The sequence below is a fragment of the Mesorhizobium sp. J428 genome (assembly GCF_024699925.1).
Lineage (GTDB): Bacteria > Pseudomonadota > Alphaproteobacteria > Rhizobiales > Rhizobiaceae > Mesorhizobium_A.
Window position 1 is genome coordinate 171731 of sequence record NZ_JAJOMX010000005.1, and the last position, 21294, is coordinate 193024.

17 protein-coding genes and 2 pseudogenes are annotated in these 21294 nt (G+C 64.0%); 11 read left to right on the plus strand and 8 right to left on the minus strand.

What is annotated here, in order from left to right:
• Positions 1-50 precede the first annotated feature (50 nt).
• The 6 genes and pseudogenes from LRS09_RS29765 to LRS09_RS29790 form a co-directional block, all read right to left on the minus strand.
• Positions 51-701: a hypothetical protein gene (locus LRS09_RS29765; protein WP_257810810.1), complete on the minus strand. Its 651-nt coding sequence runs from the start codon at positions 699-701 to the stop codon at positions 51-53.
• The gene (locus LRS09_RS29770) at positions 656-2212 is read right to left on the minus strand and encodes a hypothetical protein (protein ID WP_257810811.1); all 1557 of its coding nucleotides are present in this window, start codon (positions 2210-2212) and stop codon (positions 656-658) included. Before LRS09_RS29770 ends, LRS09_RS29765 begins: the two co-directional genes overlap by 46 nt.
• Entirely contained in the window at positions 2212-2820 is a 609-nt protein-coding gene (locus tag LRS09_RS29775; protein ID WP_257810812.1) for a hypothetical protein, read from the minus strand. Before LRS09_RS29775 ends, LRS09_RS29770 begins: the two co-directional genes overlap by 1 nt.
• Positions 2790-4055, minus strand: coding sequence for a hypothetical protein (locus tag LRS09_RS29780; protein ID WP_257810813.1), 1266 nt, complete (start codon positions 4053-4055; stop codon positions 2790-2792). The genes LRS09_RS29775 and LRS09_RS29780 overlap by 31 nt, the downstream gene beginning before the upstream one ends.
• A complete protein-coding gene (locus LRS09_RS29785; RefSeq protein WP_252929379.1) occupies positions 4052-5398 on the minus strand; it encodes a site-specific integrase in 1347 nt (448 codons plus the stop codon). The genes LRS09_RS29780 and LRS09_RS29785 overlap by 4 nt, the downstream gene beginning before the upstream one ends.
• Positions 5399-5727: 329 nt before the next feature.
• A pseudogene (locus tag LRS09_RS29790) lies at positions 5728-6134 on the minus strand (hypothetical protein); the annotation flags it as partial.
• Positions 6135-6421: 287 nt separating this feature from the next.
• Between LRS09_RS29790 and LRS09_RS29795 the strand changes: the two are divergent.
• From LRS09_RS29795 to LRS09_RS29815, 5 genes are all read left to right on the plus strand, one after another.
• Positions 6422-7669 (plus strand): DUF1173 domain-containing protein, encoded by a 1248-nt coding sequence (locus LRS09_RS29795; protein ID WP_257810815.1) that lies wholly within the window; start codon positions 6422-6424, stop codon positions 7667-7669.
• Between the two features lie 127 nt (positions 7670-7796).
• Positions 7797-8144 carry a hypothetical protein gene (locus tag LRS09_RS29800; protein WP_257810665.1) on the plus strand — a complete coding sequence of 116 codons (348 nt, stop codon included), beginning with the start codon at positions 7797-7799 and terminating at the stop codon, positions 8142-8144.
• Between the two features lie 122 nt (positions 8145-8266).
• Positions 8267-8668 carry a FixH family protein gene (locus LRS09_RS29805; protein ID WP_257810666.1) on the plus strand — a complete coding sequence of 134 codons (402 nt, stop codon included), beginning with the start codon at positions 8267-8269 and terminating at the stop codon, positions 8666-8668.
• On the plus strand, positions 8665-10107 hold the full coding sequence (locus tag LRS09_RS29810; RefSeq protein ID WP_257810667.1) for an efflux RND transporter periplasmic adaptor subunit: 1443 nt from the start codon (positions 8665-8667) through the stop codon (positions 10105-10107). Before LRS09_RS29805 ends, LRS09_RS29810 begins: the two co-directional genes overlap by 4 nt.
• The gene (locus LRS09_RS29815; protein ID WP_257810816.1) at positions 10104-13274 is read left to right on the plus strand and encodes an efflux RND transporter permease subunit; all 3171 of its coding nucleotides are present in this window, start codon (positions 10104-10106) and stop codon (positions 13272-13274) included. The genes LRS09_RS29810 and LRS09_RS29815 overlap by 4 nt, the downstream gene beginning before the upstream one ends.
• A gap of 189 nt (positions 13275-13463) precedes the next feature.
• On the opposite strand, the gene LRS09_RS29820 is transcribed toward LRS09_RS29815, so the two are convergent.
• Positions 13464-13796: a four-helix bundle copper-binding protein gene (locus LRS09_RS29820; protein WP_257810668.1), complete on the minus strand. Its 333-nt coding sequence runs from the start codon at positions 13794-13796 to the stop codon at positions 13464-13466.
• 50 nt (positions 13797-13846) lie between these two features.
• Positions 13847-14290, minus strand: a complete 444-nt coding sequence (locus tag LRS09_RS29825; RefSeq protein WP_257810669.1) for a DUF305 domain-containing protein — start codon at positions 14288-14290, stop codon at positions 13847-13849.
• Positions 14291-14752: 462 nt separating this feature from the next.
• On the opposite strand from LRS09_RS29825, the gene LRS09_RS29830 reads away from it, so the two are divergent.
• The 6 genes and pseudogenes from LRS09_RS29830 to LRS09_RS29855 all read left to right on the plus strand — a co-directional run bounded on the left by LRS09_RS29830 (position 14753) and on the right by LRS09_RS29855 (position 21281).
• Complete coding sequence (locus tag LRS09_RS29830; protein WP_257810670.1) at positions 14753-17266, plus strand: heavy metal translocating P-type ATPase; 2514 nt, start codon at positions 14753-14755, stop codon at positions 17264-17266.
• A gap of 26 nt (positions 17267-17292) precedes the next feature.
• Positions 17293-17676, plus strand: a pseudogene (cueR, locus tag LRS09_RS29835) (Cu(I)-responsive transcriptional regulator); the annotation flags it as partial.
• Between the two features lie 231 nt (positions 17677-17907).
• On the plus strand, positions 17908-18489 hold the full coding sequence (locus LRS09_RS29840) for a formyl transferase (protein WP_257810836.1): 582 nt from the start codon (positions 17908-17910) through the stop codon (positions 18487-18489).
• On the plus strand, positions 18489-18845 hold the full coding sequence (locus tag LRS09_RS29845; RefSeq protein WP_257810817.1) for a hypothetical protein: 357 nt from the start codon (positions 18489-18491) through the stop codon (positions 18843-18845). The genes LRS09_RS29840 and LRS09_RS29845 overlap by 1 nt, the downstream gene beginning before the upstream one ends.
• 233 nt (positions 18846-19078) lie before the next feature.
• On the plus strand, positions 19079-19498 hold the full coding sequence (locus tag LRS09_RS29850) for a hypothetical protein (protein ID WP_257810672.1): 420 nt from the start codon (positions 19079-19081) through the stop codon (positions 19496-19498).
• A gap of 325 nt (positions 19499-19823) precedes the next feature.
• Positions 19824-21281, plus strand: a complete 1458-nt coding sequence (locus LRS09_RS29855) for a TolC family protein (RefSeq protein WP_257810674.1) — start codon at positions 19824-19826, stop codon at positions 21279-21281.
• Positions 21282-21294: the final 13 nt, after the last annotated feature.

Genomic DNA, 21294 nt, shown 5'->3' on the forward strand with positions numbered 1-21294 from the left:
CCGCGCCATGGCCGCCCTCAGCGCGGCTTCGCTCTTCGGCCCGAGCGCGGTCATGCATCACCGTCCATGAGCGGTGCGATCAGCCGGCGCTTGCGCTCGTTGTCCGCAAGGATCGCCGTGCGCTGCAGCGGCGACAGGCGCCGGTCGGCCAGAAGCGCTTCGCCCTCGGCGATCGAAGCCTGCCACGGCTCGCGGTGCCGGTCGGTCAGGCAGGCGTTCGGGCAGCGGTCGGGGCTGCATCGCGACAGGGCTGGCGCCGTTTGCTCGGCATCCGGTGCATCTTTGAGGCAGAGCGCGGTCGCCGCATCGAACAGGCAGTCGTTGAGGAAGCCGACATGCAGGGTCCGGCCGAGATGGGCGAGCATGGTGCGCAGCCGCTTGCGGTCCGTGATCCGGCCCGGAAGATCGCCAAGCTCGTGCTGGACGCGGGCGAACTCGCGGAGCAGTCGGTGAGCGCCTGGCCCCGCCGGGCCTTCACGGCGAAGACAGGCCTCGTAATGGGCGACAATATCGTCGAGTTGGCCGAGCGCACGCTCGCGCTCGATCGCCAGGCGGAAATCGGCCGGCGCCGATCCGGCATAGCCCTCGAACATGGCGACCGAGGCATGCTTGTACTGGATCTTGCCCGCGACCGTGCCGAACGGCCGGTTGGCGATTACCAGGCGATGGTGCGGCGCAGTTGCCGTGTCGTGAACTTCCATGGCTCGTCGCCGACGCGCGGGATCGCCGGTCCCCCTTCCGAGCGTCCATCGAGGCCGTCGCGGAACAGGTTGAGCGTCGGCGTCGCACCCATCCCGAGATGATCGTTGCTCCAGGGCCAGTCCTTCAGCGCCACCCACAGCGACGACAATCCCTTCTCCTTGCGATTGCGCGCCGAGAGTACCTCCATGACCGCGACGGCGCGGGCGACCGGCTCGATCGTGATCCAGTCGGCCTGAGCGCCTCGTGCCCCATGGCGCTTGTAGACGGTGCTGCGCACCCGGTAGCGCTCGACCAGGCCGTCGGCGCTGCGCATCACCGACACGCAACCCGGCTGCATCGCCTGCACCTCGCTGTCGCGCATGCCGGTGAGGTAGGCGCAGACGAGATAGCAGGCACCCTGCAGCATCCGTTCCTCGCGGGCGAGGCTGAGGGCGTCGAAGCGCTCGCGCCATGGCAAGCCGGTGTCCGGATCGGTCGAGATCGGCGTGTCGAGGCCGCCCACCTCGGTGCCGAGCTCGGCTGCCGCCTGCTCGATCAGCCGCGCCGTCGGTTCGGACTGGCTGATGCGGCCGCTCTCTCGCGCACCGGCGTGAAGCCGCATCAGGTGAAGATTGTAGGGCGGGGTCTGTTCGCCGGTGAGCGGGTCGATGCGGCGGGCGACGTTGGGCGCGTGCTCCCAGATCGGTACGCCTCGGCCCATGGCCCGGCGCACGTCGAGCCACTTCGCCACGCGGGCGCGATAGGTGCTGGCGACGGCTCGTCCGGTCCGCTCGTCCCGCGCCATCACCTTTGCGCAGCGGGCTTCGAGAGCGTCCAGTTCTGCCCGCGCGGCGAGGATATCGGACGCATAGACTTCGACATATCTGAGCGCCCAGCGCAGCATGGCGCCGATGACCGGCTCGGGAATCCGCGGCGTGGCGTTCTCGGCGGGCGCCGGCGGCCGGCCCGCAACGCGGTGCGCCGCACGTCCACGCCACGGCAGGAAACCTATGCCGCCGCCGGTTAGCCATGGCGCCAGGTGATGCAGGTCGATCGGCACCTCGACATACTTCACCGTCTCGTGCGGCGTCCGCCGCCCGCCGTCGCGGGCATGCACCAGGTAGGCGTCGAGCAGCGCCTGATCGATCCGGCTGAGATCGACGGCGCCAGTCCGCGCGCGGAGGAACGCGGCGAAATGCTGGACGTAGCGCAGCAGCCGGATCGCCGAGGTCGCGCCGCAGGGCGCCCGGTATCCCGGCACATGAATGCGCAGCCGGGCGATCACATACTCCTTCGCCAACCGTCGCGTGACGGGATCGGCGATGCCGGCGAAGTTCAGCCGGTAGTTGCTGTAGCGGGCGTTGACCCGGAAGATGGCGGCGCCCAAATCCCAGAGATCGTCCCCGAAGCGGGGAAGCTCACTGCGGTCGACATCGTCCCTGACCGCGACACCGGCAAGCACGGGCTCGCCGTCGCCATAAATGGCCGACGGCAACGACGTCCGCGGCGAGAGCGTGATGGAACCCGGCATTATGGCGCTGCCGCTTCGGGCGGCAGGTAGATGAGCGCCGGGTCCGACGCCGCAATCTGGCGAGCCTCCTCAATCTCCGCGTCGGCAAACCGGGACAGAATCTGATCGGCAATGCGTCCGTGAACGCGGCCGAACTTGGCGATCCAGTCGCCTTCGCTGAGCGCCTGCCGTTGTGCCCGGATGAAGTTGAGGAATGCGAGAAGCGCGGGCAGCTTGCGGGCGGTAATCACCGCATTGCTGCATTCGAGACACCCCCAGAAGGGCGACGGACAGGCTTCCCCTTCTAGCCCGAACGGGCTCTTGTAGAAGCCGGCGCAACTGGCGAGCCAGACATCCTGCTCGCCGCCGAGCAGCGCGCCGATCGCGGCGGTACCGGCAACGGGAAGACTGGTTGCCTGCTCGGGATCGGCCAGGACGGCACCCTCCTCTTCCGAGGACAGGACGCACGGCCGCAACGCGGCATCGAGCGCGATCGCACATGGCGTCGGCCACGGTCGCCTCATGCAGGTGGCGAAGCGCGGGGATATCGGCGTAGTGATCGGCCGCGACTGCGACGCTGTGGCCAACGGCGAAGCGGTCAAGCTGGCCACCGGTGCGCCGATGCCCATGCCGCCTTGTGCGTCTTGCGCAGGCGCGTCAGGTTGAGGCGAAGGGGCCGGCCCTGTTCATCGAGGATGCCGCTTCGGCCGATCCATGAAGCCACGGGCTCCTTCATGCTGATAGGACGCGGGGTCAATCGGCCCCAGGCGCAGTGGACCCAGAGCGTGTCGGCGCCAAGCCGGCTTCTCGCCGGACCGGTCCATTGCAGCACCTTGCGGATCAAACCGCCCGGCGTCGAGGAGCCGCCGTCGCGCCCGCGCAGCCGCTTCCACTCGGCGCCGCGCGCCCGCCGCTTGCAATACTCAACCTCGACATAGCCGCCGGACGGGTTCTTCAGGCAGTCCGCCCGCAGGCTCTTGATCGCTTCGATCTCCAGGCCGGTGTCGAGCGAAATGAGGACGATGAGCGGCACGAGGTCGGCAGCGATCAGATGCCGGCGGCCGTGCAGATCGTGGATCAGGCGATCGTTCGGCAGGCCGCTTTCACGGCGCAGCGTGTAGAGGCACTTGAAGAGAGCATGCCGGTGCCCGATGACGCCTTCCGCGTCGATCACCGCCATCACCTGTTCATGCGCCCTCGCCAGAACGCGGCCCCGATCGGCATCCTCGACGGTCGGGATGCGATCGGCCTCGGCGAAGCGGCGGATGATAGCAGCGAGATCGGCGCGTGCCGCGGTCCGCAATGCCGTGGCGATGTCGTCGCCATAGGCATCGCGCGGCCGGGCGCGCACACCCGGCCGGTCGCTCGTATACATCAGCCGTCGCGAGGCATCGGGTGGCAGAAGGCCGGGCTCCGCCGCCTCGGCGAGGCGGAGCAGGTTGAGCACCTTGCTCATTCGATGCAGCCGGTGATTGGGATGCAGGCCGCTCTCCTCCATCCATGCGTCGAAGCCGTCGATCAAGGCAGCGCTCACGTCAGAGAGCCGTGCGACGTGCATTCCGGCGGAATCGAGATAGCGCCAGAACGTCTTGAGCGCATTGGCATAGGCATAGGCCGTCGAGATCGAGCCGGCCGGACCGCCGACCTGGCAGGCGCGCCAGAGCGCGCCGGCAAACGTCCGGGCCAGTGCCTTGCGGCCAGCGAGCATCGTCAGGTCGATCGCCCTGCTGCGGTCTGCCAGCGTGACAGTGAAGCGGAGCGACGCGATCGCAGCGGCGGCCTCGCGCTCGGGATCGGGCAGCGCCTCGGGAAAGAGGGCACGGCGGCCCGGCCGTCGTGCTGGAGCAGTCGTCGCGGCCATCATGCTGCATCACCAGCCGTATCGTCCGCCCAGCGGTCCACGGCCGCCTCGACCAGCTCCTGCGCCTCATTGAGACTGTCGAGATAGATGTAGGTGCTGGTGATGCTTGCGTGCCCCAGGAGGTGCTGGAGCTTCTGCAAGGGGTCGCCGAGCATCCGGCGATAGGCCGCGCCGTGCCGGTCGTGCGGATCGAACACGGTTCCGATCTGCTCGCGGATCAGCATGGAGAGCATGTTGACGGCGAAGGTGTGCCGCAGAGTGTGCGGCGTCACCTCGACCTCGATACCGAAGCGGCGGCAGCGGACGCAGGCGCGCCGAAAAGCGGCTTCCCAGGTTGCGGAGGGCACAGGCCGGCCGGCTTCCGTCAGCCAGAGCAAGCCGTGCTGCGCTCGGCCAGGCGCGCCGATCAGCACGCGGCGGCGCTCACCCGGCGTCAGGCGGTCGAGCCGGACCTTCTTGCCCGCCGGATCTCTTGCCTTCCCATCCTCCGGTACCAACCACAGCGGATCGGACACCTGGGGTTCGGACCGGGCAGTGGAGATCGCGCGCTCAAGATCGACATAGTCGGCCATGAGCGCCAGCACCCGGCGGGGAACGCGGATGCGCCGCGGCCGCCCGCCCTTGGCGATCGGACCAGGAAGGTCGAAGGGAATCGAGCGTGATGCGGGCTCCGGAAGCTCGGCCAGAAGCAGGCTGCCGGCTTCGGTCAGCCGCAGGCCGGTCGTGACCAGAAGCTCGGCAAACAGCGCATTGCGCTCGCCGTTGCGGCCGCGCCACGTCCGATCTTCGGAGCCGTCGGGAAGCCGGCCCCGCAGCCCCACCTCGCGGAACAGCAGGTAGCGGCCGAGATCGATATAGCGGGTGTCGTGGCGGCGCGCGGCGCGCTCGCGGGCGCGGTTGGCCGCCACGGCGAGCACGGCGCGGCTGCCGGCGGTCCGACGAAGGGTGACGCCATAGCTGAAAGGCGAGGCAGAGATGATCCCTTCCTCGACGGCCCAGCGATAGAGCTTGTCGAGCGCGGCGATGCTTCGGTTCCAGCTCGCCGCTGAAATGCGGAACGCCGCGTCCGACAGGCGACGTGCCCGGTGAAAGGCCAGGACATCATGGCGGTCGGCCTGCCAGACCGTCTTGCCACCGCGTCGCTCGCTGAGAAAGCGCGCCCAGACGAGAATGTCGCGGGCATAGGAACGCCACGTGTTCGGCGACCGCGCGCCCATGCCCGGACAGGCGCGGAAGAACCGGTTGAGATTGAGATCGTAGCTGCCGTCATCCATCAGGATGAACGGCATGCCGTCGATCAGCCCAGCGCGCTCGACCACGTCGAGCGCGCCGGGTGCGAGGCTCACTGCAAGGTCATCAAGGAAAAGCGGACGCGAAATAGCGTCAAGATTGGTAAAATACAAATGCACGCACGATACCTAAGCGGAGCGCCTTCGGCGCAAGTTATTGTCTTATGTGCGAGGGGTTCCCCTCGCGCTCTCCCGCTCGCCGCGTGGCAGGGGTGCAGGACTAAGCCTGCACCCCATGAACAAGCTTGTGGAGCCGCCGCCGCGTAAAGCGTTGTCCTCGCTTCGCTGCGGGAACGCTTGACCCGGACGTCTGACGAGCTTCACCGGAACCGTCGGTGAGGCGCTTCCATGCCTGATTCTGAGACAGGATTACAGAGTCAGGATAAGGCGCGGTGTGAGGTCAGGCCGCATGCTGAAGGTTGATGCCGGCCAGCGCGGCAGGGAGCTGCCGCAGGTAGTTCGCGGGCGCCCCGACCAGGCTGGCGAGCTGGCCGAAGCTCCAGTGCGTGGGAGCGACCGGCGCGTGCGCGTCGGGCAGCATCAACGTCAGGCGTTCGGGATTGTCGCGGCTCGCTGCGACGCGGATGTTTTCGCTTTCGACGATGCGGGTCTTGCAGCGTTTTGATCGCCTGGCCACCGAATTGTGGAGGTCGGTGAGCGAGAGATAGCGCTCGTCGGCCGGACGATTGAACCATTCAGACGAAACGCGCCCGATACGCTCGCCTTTACTGATGTCGACCTTGTAGCCGTTGGGCGCCATGCGCGTCGGCGCGTGAATTTGCATAAGGGTCATTGCTGTTCTCCTCGACGGGCGCCGGGAGCCTCTCTCCTGGCCTCGACCCGCCGCCACGTCACAGCCTCCCCTCTGCCTCTGCCTGCCCCAACCGCGGAGGAGAAGCGCCAGCGCCGCGGCCGGCTACAAGAAAGCAAAAGTAGACCGCAGGTCGGGCTTCAATCGAGCCGCAACTCATCGGGACAAGCGGTCGAATTCAGAGCGGCCGGATTGGGGTTGGGGCGAACGCGCTGGCTTCTGCGCCCACTCTTCTGCGGTCGAGGAGGACTTGCTCAGGATGGCAATCCATGACCCAATGGAAGGCAGGGGATGCGGCGGCGTCCAGGGCGATGGAGGCGATGCGACGTTTCAAGCTTGATGACCAAACGATAGAAGAGACCGCGCCTGCTTTGCAGAAAGTGCTGGCGGATGCCTACCGGCGACGAGTTCAGCCTCTCTGCCTGTGTCAGGAGTCAGGCCTTGCGATGTATATCGCCAACGTGGGCGACCAATACATCGTCAAGCGCATGCCGTTGTCGGGGTGTGGACATGATCCAGCCTGCCCGTCCTACGAACCGCCTGATGAGCTCTCCGGCCTCGGCGCCCTGATCGGTAGCGCGATCCAGATCGACTCCGAAACCGGGCTATCGGCACTCAAGGTAGGCTTCAGCCTGACAAAGTTGGGTGCGCGCGCTGCTCCGGTTCCCGGCGTGGAGGGTTCAGACGGTGTGGTTGGCGAGGCGAAGAAGCTGTCGCTCCGAAGTCTGCTTCACTACCTCTGGCACGAGGCCGAGTTGACGGCCTGGACGGCGCGATGGGCCGGAAAGCGCCATTGGTGGAACGTTCGCTGGCACCTGATCGAGGCAGCCCGCCAGATGACGGTGAAGGGCGGAATATTGAGCGACGTTCTGTTCGTACCGGAATCGTTTCGTTCGGCAGACAAGGTTGCCATCGAGCAACGGCGCGTAGACGCGCTTGCGCCCGCACTTCCTCCCAGGACCGGGCCGAGGAAATTGATGATCCTCGTCGGCGAGGTCAAGGATATAGCGCCGGCTCGCAATGGCTTCCGACTAGTTATCAAGCATCTTCCGGACTTTCCATTGCTGCTGGAAGAAACATTGAATCGTCGGCTTCAGGTTCGTTTCGAGAATGAAATAGCGCTCTGGAGCGCGAACCAGGATTCTCACTTGATCGCGATCGCTACCTTCGGCCTCACGCTTGCCGGGCTCGCGGTTGTCGAGGAAATGGCGGTGATGGTCGTGTCGGAGAACTGGATTCCATACGACTCCATCCATGAGAAGCGGCTTGTCGATGCGCTGGCACGGGTAGGCGATAGAAGTGTGAAGGGCTTCCGCTATAATCTGGCAATGGACAAGCCAACCGCGGCGGCGATGCTGCAGTTGCAGCCAAAGCCGGTTGGGCTCTACATCGTTCCACCATCGGCGGACAGCGCCTACGACGAGGCGCTCAACGAGCTTGTTGCATCTCGACCTGAAATCGATGCGTGGATCTGGCGCACGGCTGATGGCGCGATGCCGCCGCTCCCTTGCCGGTAGTATCGGGCACGATCGTTTTGCGGCGCGCGAGTGAAGCTACCTTACCATGCGCTAGGATGGCGCACCCAAATGTGGTGGTCACGGCAAGTTGGCTATGCATCCGATCGCATTCGTGCGAAGGTTCAGAATGATGCGGATGTCCTCCTCGGCCCGGCTGCTTGCGATCCTCGCCATGATTGGCCTGTTCTTCGCGCCAGTAGCGCCGTCGGTCGCATCGTCCGCGATGGCGATGCCGATGACGGCCGAAATGCCCGACGGCATGCCGTGCTGCCCTGATGATCAGCCTGCGACCCCGGACTGCGCGAAGGATTGCCCGTTCGCCGTGGTCTGCACCGCCGTGTTCGTTAGTGCGTCGACGCCGGAGCACCATCTGCTTGCTCTGCGCATCCTGATGCGGGACCGCTTTACCTCGCGCGGCGATGTCGTGCTTGCGTCCCTGATTGGCGAACCCCCGCCCCGACCTCCTCGAATCTGACTGTCAGCGGCGTTTCGGGCGCCGAAACCCGGCGGGCGAACCCCTCGGGTCGGACCGCTTGGCCTCGGCTAAGCGAGAAGCCGTGCGCGAGCGCGGTCCAATGACAGTCGGAACCATTGACCATGAGAGCGAAACCTTGCCTTCGCGCCGCCCCGCTGGCGCTCCTATCTGCCATCGCCGTCTCCACGGCCACACTGGCCGGTCCCGAAGACTACGAATTCCAGCTTGTCGAAAGCGAGATCAAGCAAGGTGAAGGCGCGACCGTGACGGTCCGGCTGATTGACAAGCGGACCGGCAATCCGGTTGTCGATGCCGTCGTGTTCGCAACCCGAATGGACATGCAGCCCGACGGAATGGAGGCGATGACAACGCCGGTAGAGGCGATGCCGTCCGAAGATCCGGGCGCCTATCGCTTCCAGGCCAACCTCATCATGGCCGGCGGCTGGCGTTTCTCGATCGCGGCCAAGGTTCAGGGTGAGGAGGAGACCGTTGAGAGTCGGCTGGTTTTCGAGGCTGTCGAATGAGCAGGCTCGGCACCTTTCTGGCCTTCGCCGGTCTGGCGGCGGGGGTAGGCGCGGCCGGATACTGGGCCGGACAGCGCGATCTATCCGTCCCGGCGGTCGTACGGGACGTGCAGGCAATGGCGATGCGGGCGCTTGGCGGCGAGGCGGAGCCTATGACCTCCGCAGGCTCAGGGGCAGTCCTCTATTACCGCCATCCGGACGGTGATCCGGTCTATTCGGCGACGCCAAAGCAAACCGACGACGGCCGCGATTTCATTGCGGTGCTCGCCGGCGAGGATGTGAGCTTCGACGAGCCGGGCAAGGCCGACATGACGGTTGTCGAAGCGAACTCCGGCGAACGAGAGGTCCTCTACTACCGCAACCCTATGGGTCTACCCGACACATCGCCGACGCCGAAGAAGGACTCGATGGGGATGGACTACATCCCTGTCTACGACGGCGAGGACGACGACGGCGCCACCGTCACGGTCTCGGCCGGCAAGCAGCAACGGACCGGCGTCAAGACGGTCCTCGCCACGAAAGGCACCATTGTCAGGCCGGTCCGGGTTCCGGGAACCGTGACGCTCGACGAGCGCCGCGTCAGCGTCGTGTCCATCCGAACGGAGGCCTTCCTCGAAGAGGTGGCCGACATCACAACCGGGCAGATGATCGAGCAGGGAGAGCCGCTGGTGCGCTTCTACGCCAAGGAGATCGCCGCGGCCGGCGCGCTTTACGCGGCCGATCTGAAGAGCGGGGCCGGCAAGGGCGCCGCCGGGGGCAGCCTGCAAAGGCTGGAAAACCTCGGGGTTCCAGCCGAAGCCATCGCCGAAATCGAGAAGACGAGGAAGGTTCCCATCTCGGTCACCCTGATGGCGCCGCGCGGCGGGGTCGTTCTCGAGCGCATGGCGATCGACGGCATGATGGCCGAAGCCGGAGAAACGCTGTTCCGAATCGCCGACATATCGACCGTCTGGGTGATGGCGGACGTGCCGGAATATGAGCTGGGTTCCGTGCGCACCGGCGATAGAGCGACCATCAGCATCCGAAGCCTCCCGGGACAGGTGTTCCAGGGCGAGGTCGGCCTTATCCACCCTGAAATCCAGAGTCAGACCCGTACCGCCAGCCTGCGCATCGAACTGCCCAATGCGGATGGGCTGCTGCTCGCCAACATGTATGCCGATGTGGAGATCGCGACCGGCGGCGGCAGGCCTGTCGTGACGGTGCCGGACAGCGCGGTCATCGACACGGGCGACCGCCAGGTGGTGATCCTCGACAAGGGCGAAGGCAGCTTCGAACCGCGCCCTGTGAAGATCGGCGGGCGCGGCGAAGGTATGGTCGAGATCATGGACGGCGTCGCCGAGGGCGAGCGCGTCGTCGTCTCGGCCAACTTCCTGATCGACGCCGAGAGCAATCTCAAGGCGGCGCTTTCCGCGCTGACCCCGGCGGAAGAACAGCCATGATCGCGCGTCTCATCGCCTGGTCGGCGCGGAACCTTGTCCTTGTCTTCTTCGCCGCCGCTCTGGCGACGGCAGCGGGCGTCTACGCGGTCAAGACGTTGCCGCTCGACGCCATTCCCGACTTGTCGGACGTGCAGGTCATCGTCTTCACCGACTATCCGGGCCAGGCGCCACAGGTGGTCGAGGATCAGGTCACCTATCCGCTGACGACAGCGATGCTGACGGTGCCGCGATCCAAAGTCGTGCGCGGTTTCTCGTTCTTTGGCGTGTCTTTCGTCTATGTGATTTTCGAGGACGGCGTCGATCCTTACTGGGCGCGCAGCCGCGTGCTCGAATATCTGAACGCCGCCGCGAGCCGCCTTCCGGCTGGCGTCGCGCCGGCGCTCGGCCCGGACGCGACCGGCGTCGGCTGGGTCTATCAATATGCCGTCGTCGCCAAGGAACTGTCGCTGGCCGAACTGCGGTCGCTGCAGGACTGGGTGGTGCGCTTCGCGGTTTCGAAGGCCGAGGGCGTTTCTGAGGTCGCGAGCGTCGGCGGCTTCGTCAAGCAGTATTCGATCGTCGTCGATCCAGCGCGCATGCGCGCGCAAGGGGTGACGCTGTCGGAGATCGGCGAGGCGGTGCGCGACAGCAACATGGACACCGGGGGGCGCACCGTCGAAATCTCCGAATTCGAGTTCATGGTGCGCGGCCGCGGCTATCTGAAGAGCATCGCCGATATCGAAAGCATCGCGCTCAAAACCGTCGGCGGCGTGCCCCTTAGGCTCGGGGACGTGGCCAAGGTCGAGATCGTGCCCGACGAACGGCGCGGCATCGCCGAGCTGAACGGCGAGGGAGAGGTCGCCAGCGGCATCGTGCTGCAGCGCGTCGGTTCGAACGCGCTGACCGTCATCGACAATGCCAAGTCGCAACTCGCAGACATCGAAAAGAGCCTGCCTGGCGGCGCGGAAATCATCACCGTATACGACCGCTCGGAACTGATCGGCGCGGCGATCGAAACCCTCAAGATCACGCTGATCGAGGAGAGCGTCATCGTCGCGCTCGTCACGATCGTCTTCCTGCTGCATGTCAGGAGCGCGCTGGTCGCCATCATCATGCTCCCCGTCGGGATCCTGATGGCGTTCGCCGCGATGAAGCTCCTCGGCCTTGGCTCCAACATTATGAGCCTCGGCGGCATAGCGATTGCCATCGGCGCGATGATCGACGCGGCGATCGTGATGATCGAGAACGCGCACAAACATCTGGAGCGTGCGCCGCCGGACAAACCCCGGACCGAAGTGCTGATCGAGGCGGCGAGCGAGGTCGGCCCGGCGCTATTCTTCAGCCTGCTGATCATCACCGTCTCGTTCCTGCCGATCTTCACTTTGGAAAGCCAGGAAGGGCGGCTGTTCGGGCCGCTGGCCTTCACCAAGACGTTTGCCATGGCTGCGGCCGCGCTGCTGTCGGTGACGCTGGTTCCGGCGCTGATGGTGGTGTTCGTGCGTGGCAGGATCGTGCCGGAGCACAGGAACCCGCTCAACCGCCTGCTGATCGCGATCTATCGACCAGTTATCAAGGGCGTGCTCCGGGCGAAGACGCTTACCATCCTGCTTGCCGTCGTTGCCCTTGCGGTGACGGTCTGGCCGGCGCGGCAGCTCGGCTCCGAGTTCATGCCGGCTCTCGACGAAGGCACGCTGATGTATATGCCCACCACTCTTCCCGGGCTTTCCGTCACCAAGGCGGCGGAATTAATGCAGATGCAGGACCGCATCATCAAGTCGTTCCCCGAAGTCGAGAGCGTGTTCGGCAAGGCCGGCCGTGCGCAGACCGCGACCGACCCGGCGCCGACCGAAATGTTCGAGACAATCATCAACCTAAAACCAAATGGGGAGTGGCGCGACGGCGTCACCTCCGAAAGCCTGAAGGCCGAGATGGACGCGGCGCTGCAATTTCCGGGCGTGTCCAATGCCTGGACAATGCCGATCCGCGCCCGCATCGACATGCTGTCGACCGGCATTCGGACTCCGGTGGGCGTCAAGGTCTACGGCATGGATCTCGACCAGATGGAAAAAGTCGCACGCCAGGTCGAGGCGGTGCTCCGAAACGTCCCAGGGACGTCGAGCGCCTATGCCGAGCGGGTCGTCGGCGGCTACTTTCTGGACATCGTGCCGGACCGTGTGTCGCTCGGCCGCTACGGGCTGTCGGTCGGCGACGTACAGGACGTGATCTCGATGGCACTGGGCGCCGAGGTGATCACCACGACGGTCGAGGGCCGTGAGCGCTACGGCGTCGCCATCCGCTACCCGCGCGCGCTTCGGAGCGACCCGCAGGCAATCGCGCGCGAGGTGCAGGTGGCACTCCCCGGCGGCGGCTCAGTTCCACTGGGCGAGGTCGCCAAAATCGAACTGACGCGCGGCGCGACCTCTATCCGAACTGAGAACGGCCAACTGGCCGTCTACATCTTCGTCGATATCGCCGGGCGAGATCTCGGGGGTTATGTGGCCGATGCGCAGTCTGCGGTCGCGGCGGGCGTTGCGCTCCCGGCCGGCTATTCGCTCGGCTGGAGCGGCCAGTTCGAATATCTGGAGCGCGCCCAGGCGCGGCTGAAAATCGTGGTGCCGCTGACGCTCGCGCTAATTTTCCTGCTGCTGTTCCTGAACTTCCGCCGACTGACGGAGACGCTGATCGTCATGCTGTCTCTGCCCTTCGCGCTGGTCGGCGGCATATGGCTGATGTGGTGGCTCGGCTTCAACACTTCGGTTGCGGTCGCCGTCGGCTTCATCGCGCTCGCCGGCGTTGCGGCCGAAACGGGCGTCATCATGCTGATCTATCTCGATCATGCGCTTGTTGAAGCCCAAGGAAAGTGCGCCGCCCAGGGCCGCGCATTCGCGCGAGCTGACCTAGATGACGCGATCAGGGTGGGCGCGGTGGAGCGCGTCCGGCCAAAGATGATGACAGTGGTCGCCATCATGGCGGGGCTTTTGCCCATCCTGTGGAGCACTGGGGCCGGCTCGGAAATCATGCAGCGCATTGCCGTGCCGATGATCGGCGGCATGATCTCATCGACCATCCTGACCCTAGTGGTGATCCCGGCGGTTTACGGCATCGTGAAGGGTCGGGGCCTGCCGAGGCGAGCCGCGGCTGAGAGCTCATCGGCGCCGGTGAACCCTCTGAAGTCCGCCGCGGAATAGAAGGAAAGAAAATGATGATTGGATGAGCTGATGTCAGGTGAAATGTGTGTCGAAACGGGATCGGCGGCCTGATCGTCCTGGCGATTGCCGGTCTCGTGATCGCCGCCTTGGTGAAGTTTGTTTCTTCCTCGGATGAAATCTTGGTCGTAGGCGCGAGGCATCGACGTCGCGCCTACGAACAATCGGCTATTAAGCCGCCATCTTTCGACAGCTCTCCGCGCAGCGGCGGCAGGTATCGACGCAGTCCTGCATGTCGCCAATACGCTCGCAGTCATCCGCGCACTCGTTGCAGATTTCCGCGCATTCGCCGCAAATATGCTTGTGGTGCTCGGAGCCGATGAGCATGAAATGCGCCGAGGTTCGGCAGATTTCGGCGCAGGCCATCATCAGCGTGAAGTGCTGTTTTTCGGTGTGTTCTCCGCCCATTTCCAAGCAATGGCCCATCGCTGTAGACAGGCACATCGAATAGCAGCGCAGGCACTCGTCGATACAGTTTTTCATCTCGGGGCTGAGGTGATGCATATCATGGATCCTTGTGTGATCGGGGAGCGCCTGTGGCGCCCCCTACGACCTCATTTGACGTTAGCTTCGAGCCATTTTTTAAAATCAGCGATCTCCTTGGTCTGGTCGTCGATGATTTTCTGCGCGGCCTGTTTCGCTTCGTCGTTGTCGCCGTATTTCAGCTCGACGCTGGCCATGTCAATGGCACCTTGATGGTGCGCGATCATCGTGCAGACGAATGCGACATCTGGATCCTTGGCCATGATCCCCCGCATCATCGCCGGTTGCATTCTTATCATTCCGGCCATGAAGGCTTTGTGCGCCTCGTCCATGCCAGACATGTCCATTCCCGACCTATCCGTCATCGGCATCTTCTGGTCTGCGGCCTCACCGCACTGTGCGGGCAGCGTGACTGGGGCCATTTCCATTGGTTTGTTGGAAGATTCCTGCCCTACCGCAAACGACGCGGTCCCCGTGAGCATCAACGTTGCGAGAATGAGCTTCGACGTTTTCATCATATTTCTCCTGGTTTCAGAATACGACTACGGGCTTTGGAGCCCACCTGGGATTCGATAGCAGCTTCGTTAATGATTTCGGAGGCCGCTCAAGTCAAACCGCTGCACCGAATCCCCGTCAGGATGGTCAAGCTCTGCGGCGGACGTCGTTGTCAAAAAGATCGCGGTCAGTGCGACTATCGCAAGCGAAGCCAAGCTGACGAGCCTGACGAACTGGAAAGATTCTGCGCAAGACATCTCCAATAACCACCGCGTCCGGGCTTTGTTCCGGGACCCTATCCGACTTTCTTGGGCGGTATCGCCCAAGACAAATGAGCATGTTTGCTCGCGAGGAACCTCCAGCCTGCTTGACAGGCTACGACCTGAGGCGGCGTCCAGCTTTAAAGTGGAGGTGAAAATTCCGCTTGACCTTCCGGTAGCTGGAAGGCGCAACAATACGCCGATCAAATCGGAGGTCGCGCCATGAGCACCCATTCACCTGACAATCACTCGCACGCAACGGGGGACGCGTGTTGCTCGACGCATGCCAAGCTGGCCAAAGGCGAGGTCATACGCGATCCCGTATGCGGCATGACTGTCGACCCAGCCGCAGGCAAGCCCCGCACCGAGTATGATGGTCACACCTACCATTTTTGCAGCGCGTCGTGCCGGGACAAGTTCGTCAAGGCGCCGCAGGAGTTCATCACGGCGATCGATCCGGTCTGCGGCATGAGCGTTGAGCGCGCGACTGCCGCCAACTTCACGCGGCATGAGGGCAAGGGCTTCTATTTCTGCTCGTCGGGATGCAAGGGCAAGTTCGAGGCGGAACCGCCGAAGTATCTCGGCGACCGGCCTGCGCCGGAGCGGATGCCGAAGGGCACGCAATACACCTGTCCGATGCATCCGGAGATCGTCCGCGACAAGCCAGGCTCCTGCCCGATCTGCGGCATGGCGCTGGAGCCCATGGGTGTTCCGACCGGCGACGAGGGCCCCAATCCCGAACTCATCGATTTCACTCGGCGGCTGTGGGTCAGCGGCTTGCTCTCGGTCCCGCTGCTTTTCATCACGATGGGACCTATGCTCGGCCTGCCCGTCCGCGACTGGCTGGGTGCGCAGATCTCGACCTGGCTGGAATTGGTGCTGGCTACCCCTGTGGTGCTCTGGGCCGCCATTCCCTTCTTCCATCGCGGCTGGGAGTCCGTCGTCAATCGTAGCCCGAACATGTGGACCCTGATCTCGATCGGTGTCGGAGTCGCCTATCTCTACAGCGTCGTTGCGACACTGTTTCCGGATCTCTTCCCGCACCAATTCCGTGGCCATGGTGGCTCGGTGCCGGTCTATTTCGAGGCGGCCGCGGTGATCGTGGCGCTCGTCTTCCTGGGACAGGTGCTTGAACTGCGCGCCCGGGAGCGCACCGGGTCGGCGATCCGCGCGCTGCTCGACCTCGCGCCAAAGACTGCGCGGCGGATAGGAGCGGACGGATCGGAAAAAGACGTACCTCTCGACGAGGTCAAGTCAGGCGACAGCCTGCGCGTCCGCCCTGGCGACAGTGTCCCCGTTGACGGAATTGTGCTGGAAGGCAGGACCTCGATCGACGAAAGCATGATCACGGGGGAGCCTCTTCCAGTTGAGAAGACCGAAGGCGACAGCGTCACCGGCGGCACGCTCAACCGCAACGGAACGCTGGTCATTCGCGCCGAGAAAGTCGGCGCCGAGACCATGCTGTCACGGATCGTCGAGATGGTCGCCAAGGCCCAGCGCTCACGCGCACCGATCCAGGGGCTCGCCGACCGTGTATCGTTCTACTTCGTGCCGACCGTCGTGCTCGTGGCGATCCTGGCCTTCGTCGTCTGGGCGGTCTTCGGTCCAGAGCCGTCGATGATCTTCGCCATCGTCTCGGCGGTCTCCGTGCTCATCATCGCCTGCCCGTGTGCTCTCGGCCTGGCGACGCCGATGTCGATTATGACGGCGACGGGTCGCGGAGCACAGGCAGGTGTGCTGATCAAGAATGCCGAGGCTCTGGAACTGTTCGCCAAAGTAGACACGCTGATCGTCGACAAGACCGGGACGCTGACGGAGGGCCGTCCCAAGCTCACCGACGTCGTCGCAGCGGAAGGGTTCGACGAGACCGAGCTGCTATCGCTCGCAGCCAGCCTGGAGCGTGGCTCCGAACACCCGCTGGCCGAAGCGATCGTCGAGGGCGCCGAGGCACGTGGCGCGACGATATCAGCCGCGTCTGACTTCGAGGCCGTCACCGGCAAGGGGGTGTCCGGCTCGGTCAACGGCCGCAAGATCGCGCTCGGCAACGCCGCGATGATGATCGATCTCAAGGCGGACGCGGCCAGCTTGAAGGACCGCGCTGACGCGCTCCGCTCGGACGGCAAGACGGCAATGTTCGTCGCGGTCGATGGCAGGCTGGCCGGCATCGTCGCCGTTGCCGACCCGGTCAAGGCGACCACGGCGGAAGCCATCCGGGCGCTGCACCAAACCGGCCTCCGGATCATCATGGCGACCGGCGACAACGAGCGGACGGCGCGGGCGGTCGCGGCTAAACTGGGCATCGACGAGGTGCGCGCCGACATGCTGCCCGAAAGCAAGCAGAAGCTGATCGAGGAGCTGCGCGCCAACGGGGCCAAGGTCGCCATGGCCGGAGACGGGGTGAACGACGCGCCGGCGCTCGCCGCAGCCGATGTCGGCATCGCCATGGGCACCGGCGCTGACGTTGCGGTCGAGAGCGCGGGAATCACGCTGGTGAAGGGTGATTTGAACGGCATCGTCAGGGCCCGCCGGCTGTCTCAGGCGACGATCCGCAACATCAAGCAGAACCTGTTCTTCGCCTTCGTTTACAACGGGCTCGGCGTTCCGGTGGCGGCCGGGGTCCTCTATCCGGTCTTCGGCACGCTGCTATCGCCGATGATCGCAGCGGCAGCCATGAGCCTGTCGTCGGTCTCTGTCATCGCCAACGCGCTGCGGCTGCGCACGGTAAAGCTTGGCTGACGCGAGGCGAAGGAAGGAGCGCTTCTATGAACATCGGAACCGTGTCGGAAAAGTCAGGTTTGCCGCCCAAGACAATCCGCTATTATGAGGACATCGGCCTCATCCGGCCCGAGCGACGCGACAACGGCTACCGTGACTATTCAGTCGAAGATGAACACCGTCTGCGCTTCCTGCAACGTGCGCGCAGCCTGGGTTTTTCTGTCGAGGAGTGCCGCGAGCTATTGTCTCTCTACAACGACACGTCTCGCGAGAGCGTGGAGGTCAAGGTTATGGCCACGGCCAAGCTTGCAGAGATCGACCGCAAGGTTGCGGAACTCTTGGGACTGCGCGAAATGCTGAGCCATTTGATGGCCAACTGCCATGGCGACAAACGTCCGCATTGCCCGATTATTGAAGGACTCTCAGGCGAGGTAAAGCTTCAGTCGTATGCTGCCATGAGTGAGAACTCACGGCCGGATACCGGCGGCGGTGTATGCGTGGTCACCGCAGGGGGACCACATCCGTGGATCATCATAAATGCGCTCATCGACCGCTTTGGGGACGTCCGCGTCATCATCGAGGATTCGGAACCGCGCGGCGAGTTTCTTGCGCGCCGCGCCCGCCTGAAGGGATGGTTCACAGTTGGCGGCCAATTTGGCACCATGTGCCTCATCGGCCTTGGCAAGGTTCTCTTACATCGGCGGATCGCTCGCATCATCGAATCCGAAAGCCTCTTTGTGAAGCCTCGTGCGGAACGGATCGTTCGAACGGTGCCCTCGGTGAATTCCGTCGGCTTTTTGCAGGCGATCGATGAAATCCAACCTTCCGTCATTCTCCTTGCCGGCTGCAGGATCGTGAAGCCTGAGGTTCTCGCTCGCGTGACATGCCCTGTCCTGAACTACCATGCCGGCATCACGCCGCAGCACCGCGGCATGAATGGCGGCTATTGGGCTCTCGCCAACCGAGACAGCACGAACTTCGGCGCCACCGTCCACGTCGTCGATGCGGGGGTCGACACGGGCGAGGTGGTCGCGCAAGTCCGAGGCGAGCCATCTGGTGACGATAACATTATGACTTACGCGTACAGACTTGCGGCGATATCACGGCAGATGTGCGTCGATGCAATCGAAGACGCCTTGGCCGGCCGGCTCGAGTCTCGTAAACAGGGCGGAAACTCGCGGCAATGGTTCCACCCAACGATTTGGTCCTATGTCTGGACCGGCGTCACGAAGGGGATTTGGTGATGCCTTGGGGACTTCGATCGGAAGCCCCGTCGAATGACGGGGCCCACCGGTTTCCGCTGCTCGAAGCGCCCGAGCTTCCGGTGATCTTCTTCTCGTTCCTTCTCCATTTCGTCTGGGAGTTCCTCCAAGCGCCAACTTATGTTGGTATGATGGAAATGAAGCACTGGGACGGCATCAAGCTCTGCTTGTCGGCAACCTTCGGTGACGCCGGATTCGCGTTGGTCGCATTTTGGATCGCGAGCATGTCAGTGCGCGATCGCAACTGGATAGGCGCCCGTGGGGTCTGCCGACCGCCATATTCCTGGCCGTTGGCATCGCGCTTACCGTTGGGTTTGAGTACTATTACACCAATGTGAGCCTGCGCTGGACATATTCGGTGCTCATGCCGCTGATTCCTCCCTTCGGAACGGGGCTCAGCCCGCTGCTGCAGTGGACCGTGATCCCGCTAGCCGTAATCAGCTTGGCCCGCAGGCATTTAGCCGGCGCACGCATTCTGCGAGTCAAGCCATGATCACGTTTCGGTTCCCCGACAGAAAAGAAGGATGGCGCAACTTGACTTGGCGCCCGAACTTGTGTGGAAGCTGGTGAGATGACGAACTTCGGTCAACATCGGCTAGCGAGAATTTCGTGGTTTCGTGCCGCGCTCGCGCTCTTGTTTCTCGTCATGGCGTCGCTGCAGCCTGGAATGGTGGCGATGGCCAAATCGGCGATGCACCCCAGCAGCGTCGCCGGCCTCATTGCGTCCTCTGACGCGAAAGTGTACACGAACAGCGATCACGAGCACGGATCGGATGCGACGACTGAGGTTGATGGGGCAAGCGCCAAGAGTCATCACGGCAACCCCAAAACCGCCGATATCTGCTGCGATACCCACTGCGCCCCGTCTCAGGCGGTTCCCGTCAGTTTTCCTCCGTTCCCCCAACCGTGCTCCGGGGTATTGGCGCTCGAAGTTTCTGCGGCAATAATGCCCGGCGAACAGACCGACTTCCTCAGACCTCCTCGAACCTGAGCTGATATGCGCGTCCTCCGGGCGCCACGTTCCGTCCGCGCCTGCTATTGGGTACGCGCGGTTCACGCTCCACATCATGTTCAGGGTCGAAAATGAAGCTCATATTATTTGCGATGCTCGCTGCATCGCTGGCAGCGTCAGGCTGTGCATCTACTGCTCCGCCTGACATTCTCCCTTCGTTCAACGCCGCCGATCCCATCATGGGGATCAGCGATGCGCATTATCATCCTGTGGTCACCAACTACCAACACCGCGAACCGGTCGACCCCAAGAACTGGCGCCAACTTAACGATGATCTATCTCCGGCGGAACGCGGGAGCGGATCATGAACAGGATCGCAAAGGGATTTCTGGTCGCAGGCCTGGTTCCGATCGTGGCGGCCGGGTGCACGACAACCGCACTGGTCGACGGCATCTCGGAGCCGGGATCGGGGTTCGCGACGGTAGCTGCCCGAACCGCATCCGTTGCTGGGAAGGAAGCCGTCTGGGTTCAGTCGAGCGCGGAAGCGAGAGTGCTGCAGGAGCGGGTCACCGGCATCGTCCGCAAAAGGACGCTCGGCCCCGATGCAGCGGTTCAGGTTGCCCTCCTGAACAACAAGGGCCTCCAGGCGGCGTATGCGGATATTGGCTTGTCCGCGGCCGACGTCTGGCAGGAGACCATGCTGGTAAATCCGCCGGTTTCGATCGGGGTGATTGGCGTCGATCCGGTGCGAACGGTCGAAACAGCCATCGTCACGAATATCCTTGCGCTCATCACCCGGCCGCGCAGGGTGGCGATCGCCGATGCGCGGTTCCGGCAGGCGCAGTTGCGGGCGGCGGAGGAAACCTTGCGTCTCGCCGCCGATACGCGCCGCGCATGGATCGAGGCCGTGGCAGCGTGGGAGCGCGTTTCCTATCTTAACCGGGCTCAGGCCGCGGCGGACGCAGCTTCCGCGCTGGCGCAGAAACTCGGCGAGACAGGAGCCTTTACAAAGACCGGCCAAGCGCGGGAGCACGTTTTCTATGCGGAACTTGCGGGCCAAACAGCCGAAGCCAAGCTCGCCGCGCGCGGCGCGAAGGAACAGCTCACGCGCTTGATGGGGCTCTGGGGGTCTGACATCGACTACTCGGTGCCCAACGCTCTTCCCGCTCTGCCGAAGGGCGCAAAAGCAAAACGCGCGATTGAGGCAGAGGCACTCAAGAACCGCGTCGATCTAGAAATCGCGCGGCTCGAATTGGAGGCGCTCGCACGATCATACGGCCTGACGGAGGCGACGCGCTATGTGACGGACCTCGGCCTGCGTTCCGGCGTCGAGATCGAGCGTGAAATGGCCGAAGACGGCGGCACAGAAACAACCGTCATCCCTATCGCGGAGGTTGATTTCGTCATCCCTATCTTCGATTCGGGCAAGGCGCGCATGCGCAAGGCCGAATTAGCCTACATGCAGGCTGCAAATCTGCTGGCCGAAAGGGCTGTCAACATCCGTTCAGAAGCCCGTGGCGCCTATGACGCGTATCGCTCGACTTATGACATCGCACGACACTACCGGAATAATGTTCTGCCGTTGCGCACGAAGATCGAAGAGGAATCGGTCCTCACCTACAATGGCATGATCACAAACACGTTCGAGCTTCTCGCTGATACGCGCGCCAAGATCGAGTCGATCATGCTTTCCCTTAACGCCAAGCGCGATTTCTGGCTCGCCGACGTAAATCTTGGCACCGTCGTCTATGGCGGCGGGTCGTCCGGAGCGAGCGAAGCACCCACTGCAATGGCCAGCGGCGGCGACGCCGCGGCGCATTGAACGAGAAGGAGAT

Coding starts and splice junctions, on each gene's coding strand:
- LRS09_RS29765 (WP_257810810.1), bottom strand. CDS start 701: ATGGAAGTTCACGACACGGCAACTGCGCCGCACCATCGCCTGGTAATC.
- LRS09_RS29770 (WP_257810811.1), bottom strand. CDS start 2,212: ATGCCGGGTTCCATCACGCTCTCGCCGCGGACGTCGTTGCCGTCGGCC.
- LRS09_RS29775 (WP_257810812.1), bottom strand. CDS start 2,820: ATGGGCATCGGCGCACCGGTGGCCAGCTTGACCGCTTCGCCGTTGGCC.
- LRS09_RS29780 (WP_257810813.1), bottom strand. CDS start 4,055: ATGATGGCCGCGACGACTGCTCCAGCACGACGGCCGGGCCGCCGTGCC.
- LRS09_RS29795 (WP_257810815.1), top strand. CDS start 6,422: ATGACCCAATGGAAGGCAGGGGATGCGGCGGCGTCCAGGGCGATGGAG.
- LRS09_RS29800 (WP_257810665.1), top strand. CDS start 7,797: ATGATGCGGATGTCCTCCTCGGCCCGGCTGCTTGCGATCCTCGCCATG.
- LRS09_RS29805 (WP_257810666.1), top strand. CDS start 8,267: ATGAGAGCGAAACCTTGCCTTCGCGCCGCCCCGCTGGCGCTCCTATCT.
- LRS09_RS29810 (WP_257810667.1), top strand. CDS start 8,665: ATGAGCAGGCTCGGCACCTTTCTGGCCTTCGCCGGTCTGGCGGCGGGG.
- LRS09_RS29815 (WP_257810816.1), top strand. CDS start 10,104: ATGATCGCGCGTCTCATCGCCTGGTCGGCGCGGAACCTTGTCCTTGTC.
- LRS09_RS29820 (WP_257810668.1), bottom strand. CDS start 13,796: ATGCATCACCTCAGCCCCGAGATGAAAAACTGTATCGACGAGTGCCTG.
- LRS09_RS29825 (WP_257810669.1), bottom strand. CDS start 14,290: ATGAAAACGTCGAAGCTCATTCTCGCAACGTTGATGCTCACGGGGACC.
- LRS09_RS29830 (WP_257810670.1), top strand. CDS start 14,753: ATGAGCACCCATTCACCTGACAATCACTCGCACGCAACGGGGGACGCG.
- LRS09_RS29840 (WP_257810836.1), top strand. CDS start 17,908: ATGTGCCTCATCGGCCTTGGCAAGGTTCTCTTACATCGGCGGATCGCT.
- LRS09_RS29845 (WP_257810817.1), top strand. CDS start 18,489: ATGCCTTGGGGACTTCGATCGGAAGCCCCGTCGAATGACGGGGCCCAC.
- LRS09_RS29850 (WP_257810672.1), top strand. CDS start 19,079: ATGACGAACTTCGGTCAACATCGGCTAGCGAGAATTTCGTGGTTTCGT.
- LRS09_RS29855 (WP_257810674.1), top strand. CDS start 19,824: ATGAACAGGATCGCAAAGGGATTTCTGGTCGCAGGCCTGGTTCCGATC.